The sequence below is a fragment of the Pirellulales bacterium genome (assembly GCA_035499655.1).
GTDB lineage: Bacteria > Planctomycetota > Planctomycetia > Pirellulales > JADZDJ01 > DATJYL01.
In genome coordinates this window covers 63,561-77,496 of the sequence record DATJYL010000021.1, presented here as the reverse complement: position 1 = coordinate 77,496, position 13,936 = coordinate 63,561, and the positions used below count along the sequence as shown (strand labels likewise).

The following is a 13,936-nucleotide window of genomic DNA, read 5'->3' as shown; positions in this document are numbered from 1 at the left end:
TTACGAGTCCAGACCAAGCTGTACATCGTACGGTTGGCGTAAGGACCAACACCGGCCACGTTGACCGTGCTTTCGTTACCGGTCACGATCGAGAACGCTAAGCTGCCGTAGTCCTTGTCGGTGTAGGTTAGGCCGCCCAAGAACTGCGCACCTTCGGTGAAGTCGAACTCGTTCCAGCCAGACACGATACCGGCCGACCAAGCCCACTTGTCGCAGATGTTGCGGCTGGCCAACATACCCGTGTGGGTGAAGGGCTCAGCGTACTGCATCGTGTACGAGTGCGTGTAGAAGAAGTTGCCGATATCGGGCACCACTTCGTAACCAATGATGGTGTAGAAGTGACCCCACTTGATCTTCAGGTCGTCGTAGTCCGTTTCCGCATACAACTGCGGCATGGCAAAGCCATAGTCGAAGCTGTTCGCGCTGGTGTTCCAGCGGGGAATATTGCCACGCGAGGTGCCGTCCAAACCGGCCGCGGTGGTGAACACATAATCGCTGCCCCACATGAAGTCGATGTCGCCGCCGAAGAACCAGCCGCAGTTCTTGCTCATGTCGGCCGGGGTGCGTTGCAACACGGCGTACACTTGGTTCGCCTGGCCTTGATCTTGATCCGCAAAAGTCACCGGGCCATTGAAGTGGCTGGCCGGATCCTCGCTGTTGCCCATGATGCCGCCGGACACCCAGCCCGTCAGCGTCGATTTATGTTCCTTCAAGCAGCAACAATCGTCGAACAAGTGGCAGGTCGTGACGTCAGGGCAAGTCAACGGGCAGCTATCGTCCCAGCAGAAGCAGGGCTTCAACTTGCAGCAGCAGTGCAGCAAGTGAGGCAGCTTCTCATGGCAGCAGCCATTGCAGTCGGTGCAAGTGTCGCATCCGCAACCGCAGCCATTGCTGCACGAATTGCAGCTGCTGGAGCATGACGGAGCCGCGTTGCAGCTCGATTCACACGACGGAGCCGCTGCATTGCAGCTGCTACTGTCGGCACTGCCAGCCGCGGGAGCCGCTGGGGCCGGCGCCGCCGGCGCCGCAGGAGCGGCTGGAGCAGCCGGAGCTGCTTGCGACGCATTGTAGTAGTCGTAATTGCCGTACTCGTAAGCCGAAGGCGTAAGCGAGTGCGACGTGTTGTCGGCAAAGGCCGCTACGGTGGTCAGACCGCAGGCCATGGCAATTGCCATCGCCAATTTCGTGCAGTTCATAGTGCAAGACTCCAATCCATGAAGAACGCTGGGGGGGCAGGCGTGAGTTCCATCACGCCCTGCTTGTTGGGTAGGTCGATTCGTCCGGCAGGGTGACACCGCAGAGAGAGCCGCCTTCGCCTTCGCTCCAGTGCCACGATTAGCTATCGGCCCCCCCTGAACTGAAATTCATGCGAATCCTTCGATTTCCTTCCTCCCTCACTCGCGATAACTGCTCAAAAAGTGAAACCTTGTCGCGCATGCCGATGGAACCGTTGGCAATCTTTTCCGGCTACAAAAGCACTGCCGGTTCAGAAGATATTATCGCCGGCCTGCTCCACCTGATGGACGCGGCGCAGTCGTGCTTGAGACTTTGCACCGCAGCCTGCAGCCAGGCAGAATTCAAAAATCCCTTTTTTCCTCCTATATCGCGTCGCCCAACAATGCCGACTTGCAACCCGCGCGCAAAAAAAGCCCACGGGTTTTATCCCGTGGGCTTGTCATGCTTTAGGTCAGTCCGCTTCGACCCTTGCCGAAGGTCGAACTCAACTTACCACTGATAGATGGCGTCCAGACCGAACAAAAACTGGTTTTTCTTCGTGTTGTCGTCGTACGGGTCCTGGCTGCCAATCGTTGGGCTATCCGATTGGAACGCGTCGTAACGAATTTCTGGCCGCAACGTGAAGTTGCCGTTCGGCTTGTAGTTCAACCCAATCGCCGTTTCATAGAAGTTGCCGCCAAAGAAGTTGCCAACCAGCGGGTTGCCCGGACGCAGGCCGGTGACTGCAAAGCCGTCTTCATCGCGGAACCATTCGCCGCGCCAACCCAACGTCCAGCAGCAATTGATCTTATAGAACAAGTATTGATTCACGCCATACCACTGTGCCGCGTGAATTCCCGTCAAGGTGTCCGCCTCTTGTTGCACGCCCAAGTCATGTTGCAACACATAGGTCCAGCGGCTGGTTAAGTTGCGCGTCCACACAATGCTGTACATCGTGCGGTTGGCATCCGGACGAACGCCCGGCAGGTTCGCGGTGCTATTGTTGCCGGTGTCAATGCTGAAGGCCAGACTGCCGTAGGCTGTATCGGTGTAGGTGATGCCGCCGACGAAATTAACGCCGTCTTGCAACGTAAAATCATTCCAACCGGCCACCACGCCCGCGCTCCAAGCCCAGTTGTCGTTGATGTTGCGGCTGGCCAGCACGCCGGTGTGCGTGAACGGTTCGCCGTATTGCATGGTGTACGAGTGCGTGTAGAAGAAGTTGCCGATATCGGGCACCACTTCGTAACCAATGATGGTGTAGAAGTGACCCCATTTAATCTTCAGGTCGTCGTAGTCGGTTTCCGCATACAACTGCGGCATGGCAAACCCGTAGTCAAAGCTGTTTGCGCTGGTGCGCCAGCGCGGAATGTTGGCCTGATTGGTGCCGTCCAAGCCGGCAGCGGTGGTAAACATGTAATCGCTGCCCCACATAAAGTCGATGTCGCCGCCGAAGAACCAGCCGCAGTTCTTGCTCATGTCGGCCGGGGTGCGCTGCAAAATGCCATACACCTGATCGAACTGGCCGTCATCACGGTCGGCAAAAGTCACCGGACCATTGAAACGGCTCGCCGGATCCTCGCTATTGCCCATGATGCCGCCCGACACCCAGCCCGTCAGCGTCGAATCCTTTTCTTTCAGGCAGCAGCAATCGTCGAACAAGTGGCAGGTCGTGACGTCAGGGCAAGTCAACGGGCAGCTGTCGTCCCAGCAGAAGCAGGGCTTCAACTTGCAGCAGCAATGCAGCAAGTGTGGCAGCTTTTCGTGGCAGCAGCCGTTGCAGTCGGTACAGGTGTCACCGCAACCGCAGCCATTGCTGCAGGAATTGCAGCCACAAGACGGAGCGGTGCAGCTGGAGCACGATGGAGCCGCATTGCAGCTCGTTTCACACGCCGGCGCCGCGGCCGTGGCATTGCAGCTGCCCATATCGGAACAGCTTGCCGTTCCAGCACTCGAAGTCTCAGGAGCCGCCGGCGCCGGCGCCGCGGGAGCTGCCGGAGCTGCCGGCGCGGCCGGCGCAACTTGCTGCGCAGCATTATAGTAATCGTAATTGCCGTAGACGTATGCCGATGGCGTAGGCGAGCTCGCTGTACTATCGGCATAGGTCACAACGCTGGTCAGACCGCCGGCCATGGCGATCACCATTGCAAGTTTCGTGCAGTTCATAGCGCAAGACTCCTAAAGGCACGGTGGGCAGACGTGAATCCTTCACGTCCTGTTGCCAGATGCTGGCATCCGGCTCGTAAGGGGATTATCCCCTACAAAGCTACGGCAATGCGCAATCTATCGGTCTGCATCCTTCGGGGAATCCATCCGAATAGAGCGATCCGGCCACCCGCCGCGCGCTCCGGCAGCGGAGAACTGATAAACCCTAACGATCGCGCCGGTCGCATTGCTGGTAAGAATTTCCGGTTAGCAAAGCATTGCGGGATCGGAAAAGAATAGGGAATAATCCCGCGGATTAAAATCGTGCCGTTTAGGGCGTCAGCCCTTCGAACATCGCGTCGACAAATTCGTCCGGCCGGAAAACCGCCAAATCCTCCGCCTTTTCTCCCACGCCTACTAATTTGACGGGCAGGCCGAATTGCTGGCGAATCGGCACAATCACGCCCCCTTTGGCCGTCCCGTCGATTTTCGCCAGCACAATGCCCGTGCACTTGACCGCCTCGGAAAAGCCGCGCGCCTGGCTGATGCCGTTCTGGCCGGCGGTCGCATCCAGCACCAGCAACACTTCGTGTGGCGCTTCGGGAATTTGCTTGCTGATCACGCGCTGAATTTTCGTCAACTCCGCCATCAGGTTTTGCTGCGTTTGCAAACGGCCCGCCGTATCGACAATGCACACGTCCGCCCCCGTGTCAATCGCCTGCTTCACCGCCGCAAACGCCACGCTGGCCGGATCGCTCTTCGGCGCTCCTTTCACCACGCTGGCCCCCAGCCGCTCGGCCCAAATGCCCAACTGCTCCACCGCCGCGGCCCGAAACGTGTCGCCGGCCCCCAACACTACTTTTTTCCCGTCCGATAAAAACAGCTTCGCCAGTTTGGCAATGCTCGTGGTTTTGCCCGCTCCGTTCACGCCGCATACCATGAATACCGTCGGACCGCTCGCCGCCATCTTCAAGGGAGCGTCGTCCTGGGCCATCAATTGCTTCAGTTTGCTTTTCGCCACCTCAATGGCGTCGTCCATCTGAATCACGCGGGCCCGAAACTGCGTCCCAATTTCCTCGACAATTTGATTGGCCCCTTGCGGGCCCATGTCGCAGCGCACCAGCTTTCCGCGAAATTCTTCCAGAAACGCCTCGTCGACCAGCCGCCCTTCCCCTTTGAAAATATCGCGAATGTCCGTGCGCAGCAGTTGCTTGGTTTTATCCAACCCCTGCTTAATTCGCGCAAAAAAACCCATGAGGGAAGGAAGTGATGGGGTGAGTGGTGAGGAAAAGAATGTCGAATGATCCGCCGCGGCGGAAATGACCAATGACCAAATCCCAATGACCAAACGTCGTCACAGCTGATCATTGGTCATTGGGGCTTGATCATTGGTCATTCCCCTTCCCGTGTCCTTCAATAAACTTGTCCAAAATCCCGTTCACAAACTGGGCGCTGTGCGCCGCTCCAAAGCGCTTGGCCAATTCCACCGCCTCGTTAATGGCCACGGCCCCCGGCGTCTGGGTGTACAGAATTTCAAAGGCGCCCAATCGCAACACGTTCCGATCAGTCGCCGCCATCCGCTCCAGGCTCCAATTCTCCGCCGTCCGCACCAACAGCGCATCAAGCTCCGACCGATTCCGTCGCACCCCGTCAATCAGCGATTGCGCAAAAGCAATCAAATCCGCGTCGTCCTGCAGCCGCGAGCGCAAAAAATCGCCCCGATCCGCCGGCTCATTCTCCGGGTTCTGGCTACCGACATTCAAATCGTCCTGATACAAAACTTGCAGGGCGACTTCGCGGGCTTTCGATCGCTTGGCCATAGTGACAATCATCGCGGGTGGCGATGCATTTTGACTTTAACGCAAACCGGCTTGGCGTCCGTCGCTGCCGTCAATCGCTTGCGGTTTAGCAGAATCGCCTAAGGTGTATCCTGTTCCTTCAACTTTCGTAACAGCGACACCATTTCCAAGGCCGCCGTCGCACACTCTACTCCTTTGTTGCCGACCACAGGCTTGGCGTCTTGGCTGCCGGCGGCGGGTTTGCCCTCTTGGGCGGCTTGAGTGGGCTCTTTGTTGCTTACGTGGCCGCCGGCACGCTGGATCGCTTGCTCCACCGTATCGCACGTCAGCACGCCGAACAAGACCGGAATTCCGTGCCGCAAGTTCGCTTCCATAATTCCCAGGCTTACCGCCCGATTTATGTGCTGATCGTGCGTCGTAGCCCCGCGAATCACCGCTCCTAGGCACAGCACCGCCGCGTAATTCCCGCTGCCGGCCATTTGATCGGCAACCAGCGGAATTTCAAACGCCCCCGGCGTCCACGCCACGTCGATCGCCTCCTCCTTCACTCCCGCCCCTTGCAGCGTTGCCAGCGCACCCGCCAACAGCTTCGACGTAATCGCTTCATGATACCGCGATACCACCACGGCAAATCGCCCGTCGGCTGCATCGTGTCGATCGCTTGGAATCGTTGGCATAGAACACGATTATATATCACACAGCGCACAGGACCAATGTGCTGCCACGGCCAGACAGGGGCCGGTATGAAGCGCTGGGTACTCGCCGATTTAGAAGAGATTGGCACTCGCCGATGGCCGTCCGATCAGGCCGTTCCTGCGCGCCGCCGTCTCAGCGCCAGTCCCAACGCCCCCAGCATCCCTAACACCCATGTTGCCGGTTCAGGCACCGCCTTCGAGAGATTGCCGCCGCCGGAAGACAAATCATGGAGCAGGGCTTGAAGATCGGCACTATTTACCTTCCCGTCGCCGTTCACATCCAGAATGAACGAAACGTCGGCGGAGCTGAACGAATGATCGTTTTGATATTTCGTAATATTCGTCAACGCCTTCAGCAGCGCGGCAACGTCTGCCGCGTCGGTGTGGCTGTCCTGGTTAATGTCGCCAATCAGCGGCGTCACCTCGCCCGTCGAACTAATCGATGCCCCCGGCGCAAAATCCGCGAATTGGATATCGCTTAACTCATTGGCATTCAGCCCGCTATGATCGCTCCCCACAAACAAATGGTCCATGCCGTATGTCCATCCCGAAACTTGTAGCATGCCGCCCCAGATGGCTGGACTCAGGGTATTTGGATCTATGTGCGAATCGCCAAATTTCACGTTCGTCGGCGACATCATCGGGCCGACCGCGCTCAAGTCCAAGGTCGAATTGCTCAGCACGCTTAATGTCGTCGTGGTGAAATCCTGCTCCAATCCCTCGGTGGCCAGTGTGCCTCCGTCCAACTTCACCGCTTGAGTCCCACTAATCGCATTCGACACACCTAACGACAATTTACCCTGCTGCACGACGGTCGAACTGGAATAGAAACTCTGATTGTTCAGTTCGACCGTTCCGCCCCCCGATTTGATTACGGTGCTCGACCCCGTGCCGCTGATGGCGCCGGTAAACGACACCTTGCCGCCGCTGCCGGCGGTCAGCACAACCGGGCCGTTCAGGATGATATTGCCGGAGTATGTCGTCGTACCGGTGCCGGCGTCGCTCCCGAGCGCTGCCGTGGAAGAGCCGGAACCCGCCGAGCCAATAATCACATTATCGACGCGGTCCGTGCCACTGGTGCCCACCGTGCCGCCGTTGGCGGACGTCGTGTCGGTATCTACCAGCCGAAAATAAACCGTCCCTACGTTGTTTAGCGCCTCAATGCTACTTAAGTCAAGAACCGTCGTCGACGAAGTGGTGGCCGACCCATTGCTCCAACCGCTGTTTCCCACCATATAAGCAGACCCCGCATTCGAGAAAGTCGACCCATTGGTGCTGTACTCCACTTGAAAATCTCGTGGCCCGGTGTTGCTACTCGTTTGATCGAAAGACAACACGATGCCATTCTGTCCCGTCGTCGAGGTTGTGAACTGGTAATAATCCCCCACACCCCAGTTCGTGGAGCTATACGAATGGACGCTTCCATTGCCCGACGGAGAGCTATACATAACGCCCGAATCGGCGTGCGAGCCGCTGGCATTGCTCGATCCCGCGTTCGTTCCCGATTCCGCCACAAATGGCCCCGCTGTTGTAGGCGCGCTCGTTTCAAACGTCCAATCAGCCATCACGGTACTGGGCGTCGCCATACTGTTAATCGTGATCGTATTCCCAATGTTCACGCCCGCATTCGCCAGCACGGTTCCCTTAGTAATGTTGACCGGCACTCCGGTCGAACTGCCAAACGAGCTATTCGCCGCCGCACGTAAAATGCCGCCGCCGGTCACATTCGTTCCTCCCGTGTAGGAATTGCTCACGGTCGGGTTCAACGTCAATGCTCCCGTACCCGAATGCGTTACCGCGCCGCCGCCGCTAATGTTGCCGGTGAAATTCACCGGGTCGGGCCGCTTGAACGCCAACACACCGCTGTCCATCACGTCCCCCGCCAGCGATCCGGTCGCGGTGCCATCACCCACTTGCAGCGTGCCCTGCGAAATGGTTGTGCCTCCGCCGTAATTAAAATTTCCCGTGACCGTCAACGTGCCGCTGGCCATCTTCGTCACCGAGCCGCTGCCCGTGATGGCGTCCGATTGGGTAAAGCTTTCCGGCTTGTTGTAGATCAAGGCGCCATTATTGAGCACGGGGCCAAATAGCTCGGTCCCCGTGGTAGTGCCGTCGCCAATTTGCACCGTGGTACTGGGGTTGATGGTCAAATTCACCGAGGTCGTGTTGGTTCCCAAGGCTCCGGTAAAGATTACTTTTCCGCCTCCCATCTGCACAATATTGCCCGGCCCGGCAATCGCGCCAGCCACGGTCAAATCAGAGCTGCCGCTGGGGAGATTGTACGCCAAAGTCGCGCCGCCGCTGACATTCACGTTGCCTGCCAGCGACCCGGCGTTGGGTGTCGTGCCATCGCCGATTTGCACGGTGCCGGCAGTAATGTTCGTAGTCGATGGCGCTGAATTACCCGTTAGGATCAGCGTCGAATTGCTGTTCACCCCGTTTTGCGTAAGCGTTCCGCCGGTAATCGTGCCGGCGTAAGTAACATTATCAGAGCGATTGAAAACCAGCGTGCCTCCGTTCGTCACGTTTCCCACAATCGATCCGCTCATGCCGCCATTGCCAATCTGCAGTGTGCCCAGCGAAATAACGGTCCCTCCCGTATAGGTGTTATTCGCAGTCAATATCAATGTGCCGCTTCCACTTTTGGTCATTCCCGCGCTGCCATCCACCACCGTCCCAATCGTGGCGGTTACTGCGGGATCAACATTGATCGAATTCGCCGCCGCATTCGCGCCCGTCAGAACAATTTTGGCCGACGTACCTGGAATCAGGTGGTATCCGTCCGTGGTGAAGTACAGCCCCGCCGCGGCGTTCACAGTGCCGTTGATGGTAACATTTCCAGCCGTAGCGCCCGAGAACCGTGCCGTTTTGGTACTGCCCCAAGTCGTGGCGGCAATCGTCATGTTGTCTGCCGACCAACTCGAATTTGTCGACGCATCCCACGTTCCGTCGCCTCCCAAAATATTATCATTGCCAATCCAGAAGTAAGTGTTAACGGTCCCCGGATTGGTAAATGCCAAACTAAAATCATCGATCGAAACGCCGTTGTCAGAGCTACTTTGGTCGGTGGTAGCCCAGCTCAAGCCGAACGTATCACCGTTGGCAATACTCAGTCCTGTCAGTGTGAACGAAGGAACTGAAGTTATAGTGACGGTGCCATTTGTTCCGCTGCCGCTGCCAGTGCCAGCGAAATCTTTACTATTCAGCGTTGCATTCCCTGCTAAATCTCCCGTTCCAGATAGGTCCCAGCCCGAAGTGTTGGCATATCGCCATTGCTCGTAGTTCCAGTTGAGCGTCAGCGAGTCAATTACTGCGCCGGTGTTGTTTGTGAAACTCACGCTTTCAGTAATACCGGGTTCATTACTACCGCTCCGCAGCGCGCCGAACGAAAAATTACCCGCGCTTCCATATGCATAGGCTCCTCCAGTATTTGAGGTACCGGTCCCTACACCTTGATAGGTTAGGCTGCCGTTAAAAGCGACCGCCCATCCCGCAGGAACCGTTGCCAGACTTCCCGCATATGAGTTAAAATTTTGTGTATACGTTCCACTACCCGCCGTCAACGATATCGACTGTCCCCGCGCCGTCGCCGTCGTAACAATCCACGCCGCAAGAACGAATACTGCTGTCGTAAATGACCAGCGCCGCAACGTTCGGCCAAACGCAATTCCTGTATTCTTGACATTCATCCTGTACATCACGCTAGTCATGGTGTCTCTCCCAAAGTTTATGGAAACGAAAGAACATACGGTCCCTTCGTCTCCGATCCATTCACGGCCTCGTCCTAGATAAGTGTTTACCAATTCGGACGGCGCCAATCGGGCCTGGCCAGCCGCACAAAAACACATTTTCCACGATGGCAGCGTTCTGATTTCGCGAAGAAATCGCCGCCGAGTATAACCGCCGTCGAACGTGTGTGGTTGTTAGAAGTTCGTTAAACGGCCGCTCGCCTTCGAACGATCGCGTCGGCCACCGCATCGAACGTCGCACGAACATCAAGGCGACATTATGATCGCGAATTTCAAAACCTTCAAGCTTGCGCGCGAAAAAGGTACGTCACAATATTCGCGCACCAAGAATTCCTAAATCACTCCCCGACGTCAGAGGGATGTAGACCAAATGTCCACCCCTCCGAAGGACTAAGTGCCTTTATGCCTTCTTTATGCGACCTGGTAATTCATCTGGCAACATGTCTAGAGCGCACGAACACTCCATCCAGCGTTTTATTCGCCCCTCACCCCTTCATATTCATGCTCATCAGAAACTCGGCGTTGGTTTTGCACTTTTGCAACCGGCCCGTCAGAAATTCCATCGCGTCCGGCGGGCTCATCTCGTGCAGCACGCGCCGCAAAATGCTGATGCGGCGATGCTCTTCCGGGTCAAGCAGCATCTCTTCCCGCCGCGTGCCGCTTTTGGAAATGTCGATCGATGGCCAAATCCGCTTGTCGACCAGCGACCGGTCTAGCACGATTTCCAAATTGCCGGTCCCTTTGAATTCCTCGAAAATGACTTCATCCATGCGACTGCCGGTGTCGATCAGCGCCGTGGCTAATATCGTCAGCGAGCCCCCTTCTTCCACCTTCCGGGCCGAGCCGAAGAATTTTTTCGGCCGCTGCAAAGCATTGGCGTCCACGCCGCCGGACAAAATCCGCCCGCTGCTGGGGCATTCCGAGTTGTGTGCCCGCGCCAGCCGCGTGATCGAGTCCAAAAAAATAATCACATCGTGGCCGAATTCCACCATCCGCTTCGCTTTTTCAATCACCATTTCCGCCACTTGAATGTGCCGCGCCGCGTCTTCGTCAAACGTGCTGCTGATCACTTCGCACTGCGGTCCTTTCACTTGCCGTTCCATGTCGGTTACTTCTTCCGGCCGCTCGTCGATCAGCAGCATAATGACGTACACGTCCGGAAAATTGTGCAACACCGCCTTGGCCATTTTCTGCAGCAAAATCGTTTTGCCGGCCCGCGGCGGACTCACAATCAGCCCACGCTGTCCAAACCCAATGGGCACAATCAAATCAACCACACGCATGTTCTGTTCTTCGGCGGTGGTTTCCAGCACAATCCGCTTGTCAGGGTGCAGCGGCGTCAAATCGTCGAAAAAAATCTTCTCCCCCAACTTGTTCGGGTCGTCCCCGTTGATGGCTTCCACACGCAGCAGCGCGAAATACCGTTCGTTTTCCTTCGGCGGACGAATCTGTCCCGCCACCGTCGTCCCCGTCCGCAATCCAAACCGCCGAATTTGGCTCGGCGATACATAAATATCGTCCGGACACGAAAGATAGTGGTAATCCGGGCTCCGCAAAAAACCGAATCCGTCCGGCAATATCTCCAGCGTCCCCTCGCCGAACATCAGCCCGTTCATCTTCACGCGCTCTTTCAGCAGCTTGAAAATCAAATCTTGCCGCCGAATCCCAGCGATTTCCGGCAAGTTTTCCTTCCGCGCCTCCTCGATCAATTGCGAAGTGCTCATCTTTTGCAGCTCCGCAATGTGAATATCACCCCCCTGCTTCACGGATTCGTAATGCTCGTGAACAATGTCCGTCTCACCGGCGTCCACCTGTTCGGCAATTTCCTCAGCCAGCGAAAGCGGTTCCCCTTCCGCTTCCAGTTGGGCTTCAATTTCGTCCAGCGTCCGGCGGGCGCGGTCGTCGGCCGATGGAGAATTGCCGAAGGCGTGAGGGCCGCCTGGGGTGCGATTGCTATGCGCCGTTTTGGGTTCCGACATGTCGTTTTTGGTGGGATGAAGGAGTTGAATCGGAGAAAAGTGGATTGAACAAACCAAACTGGATGTCAAACGAGTCAAAAAGTCTAAAAGTCGAAGAGTCTCAAAACCGGCCCGCCGGCTCTTTGACACCTCGACTCTTGGACATTTCGACTCCAGATTGAGCGTTCGACAACTTCATGTTGTCCATAGGATATGATTTTGAGGATGTGCTGATCTGCCGATGTGCGACATGGCGACGATGTTTTCCTCCATCCGCCTATTGCCGTGTGCTGCTGCGCCGTAAAGGGCGCGGGGAAACTGTCTGATGGGTCTTCCAATGATTGGTTGGTGGGAAGCCGAATGCTGCAGAATGGTTCGCCGACAATGGCCCTCGCGAAAGCGAAAAAACCATTGCCAACCGGTTTGGCAACCGTGTTCCTAAGCCCTATCTGTAGGAGGCGAATCCCTTCGCCGACTTTCTCGTCAATCGGCGATTCAATCAGGCGAAAAGATTCCACTCCTAAGCTTCTGGCTTCAAAAGCGCTTGCCAGCGGCGTTCGACCTGTGTTCGAATATAGCTTACGTCCCCTGAATTATCCAGCACGAAATCCGCCAGCCGACGTTTTTCCTCCACTGGCTCTTGCGCCCCCTCCCGCCGCTGGAACTCCGCCTCGCTCCACCCCCGTTCCTTTGCCCGGGCCAATCGCTGTTCGGCCGGGCAATCGACAAATGCTAGCGCGTCGCACAGCTTGTCCCAACCCGCCTTTAACATCACCGGGGCGTCCAAAACGACTAGCGGTGTCCCCTGCCTGGCCAATGCCTCGGCCTCCGTTTTCAGCCGCTTGCGGATTTCCGGGTGCGTGATCCGTTCCAGTTCCGCCAATTCCCGGGGGCCATCCGGCGGTGGTGCAAACACAATCCGCGCCAGGGCCGCGCGGTCGATCTCCCCGTCCGCGCCAATCACCGCGCTCCCCCAGCGTCCGCCAATGGCCGCCCGCACCGCCGGCATCCGCAGCACTTCATGACCAGCCTTGTCGGCATCCAAAACCACCGCCCCGCGCTGCCGGAACAACTCCGCCACCGTGCTCTTCCCACTTGCCACACCACCGAGGAGACCGAGAATTTTCATGGATTACAGACGGACCACTGCACACGCGGCTATCGTCCACCCGTCGGTTCATTCTTGCTCAACGTCGTGGGCATTTGCAGGGTTTCTAAGAATTTATTCATGGCGGCCTCAGAAATGATGTGCTCGTAGTGGGTTTCATCCACGAAAATCTCCCATTGTCCGGCACCCAAATCTGCGGCCCGGTCGCGCACGGCATCGGCGTAGAGCCTCCAGCCATCTCCCGCAAAACAGTCAGAATCGTAACGGTTCGCGACCTGACACTGTAACCGTCCAGGTCCATAGGAACCTAGCAAGAACAATTCGAGATAGTTAGCCGTTCGATACAGAGAGCTGTAGGTCTGCTCCCAATCGCCCCAATCGTTTTGGTTGACACGCAGAAAAATTGGATACGCACCCGATACCGGAAAGCTAATCTCAATTCGCGGATCAACAGCTGCCGCCATCACCGTGGTCCAGCCTCCGCCCGATAAACCGAGCATGGAAATCTGGCGGTAATGAAACTGTTCTGCGTAATTCAAGAAACCCACGACGGGTTCCACAAAATATTTAGTCGGCTGACCATGTTCCGGTTGCAAAAACTTCATTTCATCGTGCGTCGTCAGTTGCATGCGGCCAATGTGGGGCAATTCGACAATCGGTTGATTATTCAACCCCATTAACGGCATGCAGAACGCGGCCACGGTGTACCCGTGTTGCAGGAGTTCTTCGATTTGCGATTGCAGGCTGAAAAAATCGACGTTATGTCCGGAATGAACTAGCACCAGCGCGCCGTTAGGCTGTCGAGGAATAAAATGGTACACGTGAGATGTCAGGCCATACTCCATTTCGAACACCACTTCGTCGGCGTGATCCAGCCATTGTTTCATGGCATCGCAGCGGCGGTCGGTGGCGGGGCCTACTTTGGCCGGCATCACTTTTGGCGGCTCCGGGGAATCCCACAGAAATTGACATAAACGCTGCCGCAACTTCACAGCGTCCCGCGCTGTGTGGATGTCAATTTCATTGGAAACATCTTGCTTTAAAATCGGGACATCATGATGTTCCCAAATTAGCCTAACATCGTGCGCCCAACGATACGGAAACCAATGGTAATGATAGGAAAGCAACCCGAAAACGCAGCCCAACACCGGCAGAATCAAGATCAGCGCCAGCCATCCCACGATTTGAACACGGCTCGACATTGGCAATTGTCCGTACGACATTTTTCTGATTCGTCCTAGGGCAAATGAACCAACGATGCACGCGA

The 13,936-nt window shown here is 56.7% G+C and carries 11 protein-coding genes; 2 read left to right on the top strand and 9 right to left on the bottom strand.

What is annotated here, in order from left to right:
- The coding region (locus tag VMJ32_01375) for an outer membrane beta-barrel protein (protein HTQ37644.1) at window positions 1-734 on the bottom strand (734 nt) is incomplete at its 3' end.
- 130 nt (window positions 735-864) lie between these two features.
- Between VMJ32_01375 and VMJ32_01370 the strand changes: the two genes are divergently transcribed.
- Window positions 865-1,071: a hypothetical protein gene (locus VMJ32_01370; GenBank protein ID HTQ37643.1), complete on the top strand. Its 207-nt coding sequence runs from the start codon at window positions 865-867 to the stop codon at window positions 1,069-1,071.
- Between the two features lie 654 nt (window positions 1,072-1,725).
- Here VMJ32_01370 and VMJ32_01365 read toward each other — a convergent pair.
- Entirely contained in the window at window positions 1,726-2,877 is a 1,152-nt protein-coding gene (locus VMJ32_01365) for a porin (protein ID HTQ37642.1), read from the bottom strand.
- 10 nt (window positions 2,878-2,887) lie between these two features.
- Between VMJ32_01365 and VMJ32_01360 the strand changes: the two genes are divergently transcribed.
- Complete coding sequence (locus VMJ32_01360) at window positions 2,888-3,256, top strand: hypothetical protein (protein HTQ37641.1); 369 nt, start codon at window positions 2,888-2,890, stop codon at window positions 3,254-3,256.
- 435 nt (window positions 3,257-3,691) lie between these two features.
- On the opposite strand, the gene ftsY is transcribed toward VMJ32_01360, so the two are convergent.
- From ftsY to VMJ32_01325, 7 genes are all read right to left on the bottom strand, one after another.
- The gene (gene ftsY, locus VMJ32_01355) at window positions 3,692-4,615 is read right to left on the bottom strand and encodes a signal recognition particle-docking protein FtsY (protein ID HTQ37640.1); all 924 of its coding nucleotides are present in this window, start codon (window positions 4,613-4,615) and stop codon (window positions 3,692-3,694) included.
- A 130-nt stretch (window positions 4,616-4,745) separates the two neighbouring features.
- On the bottom strand, window positions 4,746-5,192 hold the full coding sequence (nusB, locus tag VMJ32_01350; GenBank protein ID HTQ37639.1) for a transcription antitermination factor NusB: 447 nt from the start codon (window positions 5,190-5,192) through the stop codon (window positions 4,746-4,748).
- A gap of 86 nt (window positions 5,193-5,278) precedes the next feature.
- Complete coding sequence (gene ribH / locus VMJ32_01345) at window positions 5,279-5,836, bottom strand: 6,7-dimethyl-8-ribityllumazine synthase (GenBank protein HTQ37638.1); 558 nt, start codon at window positions 5,834-5,836, stop codon at window positions 5,279-5,281.
- Between the two features lie 125 nt (window positions 5,837-5,961).
- Window positions 5,962-9,192: an autotransporter-associated beta strand repeat-containing protein gene (locus tag VMJ32_01340; protein HTQ37637.1), complete on the bottom strand. Its 3,231-nt coding sequence runs from the start codon at window positions 9,190-9,192 to the stop codon at window positions 5,962-5,964.
- A gap of 896 nt (window positions 9,193-10,088) precedes the next feature.
- Window positions 10,089-11,582: a transcription termination factor Rho gene (gene rho, locus VMJ32_01335; GenBank protein HTQ37636.1), complete on the bottom strand. Its 1,494-nt coding sequence runs from the start codon at window positions 11,580-11,582 to the stop codon at window positions 10,089-10,091.
- 499 nt (window positions 11,583-12,081) lie between these two features.
- The gene (gene coaE / locus VMJ32_01330; GenBank protein HTQ37635.1) at window positions 12,082-12,690 is read right to left on the bottom strand and encodes a dephospho-CoA kinase; all 609 of its coding nucleotides are present in this window, start codon (window positions 12,688-12,690) and stop codon (window positions 12,082-12,084) included.
- 29 nt (window positions 12,691-12,719) lie between these two features.
- Window positions 12,720-13,871, bottom strand: coding sequence for a hypothetical protein (locus VMJ32_01325; GenBank protein HTQ37634.1), 1,152 nt, complete (start codon window positions 13,869-13,871; stop codon window positions 12,720-12,722).
- Window positions 13,872-13,936 lie beyond the last annotated feature (65 nt).

Excerpts from the sequence above, each read along its gene's own strand:
- nusB (HTQ37639.1), bottom strand. The coding sequence starts at position 5,192 with ATGATTGTCACTATGGCCAAGCGATCGAAAGCCCGCGAAGTCGCCCTG.
- ftsY (HTQ37640.1), bottom strand. The coding sequence starts at position 4,615 with ATGGGTTTTTTTGCGCGAATTAAGCAGGGGTTGGATAAAACCAAGCAA.
- coaE (HTQ37635.1), bottom strand. The coding sequence starts at position 12,690 with ATGAAAATTCTCGGTCTCCTCGGTGGTGTGGCAAGTGGGAAGAGCACG.
- VMJ32_01325 (HTQ37634.1), bottom strand. The coding sequence starts at position 13,871 with ATGTCGAGCCGTGTTCAAATCGTGGGATGGCTGGCGCTGATCTTGATT.
- ribH (HTQ37638.1), bottom strand. The coding sequence starts at position 5,836 with ATGCCAACGATTCCAAGCGATCGACACGATGCAGCCGACGGGCGATTT.
- rho (HTQ37636.1), bottom strand. The coding sequence starts at position 11,582 with ATGTCGGAACCCAAAACGGCGCATAGCAATCGCACCCCAGGCGGCCCT.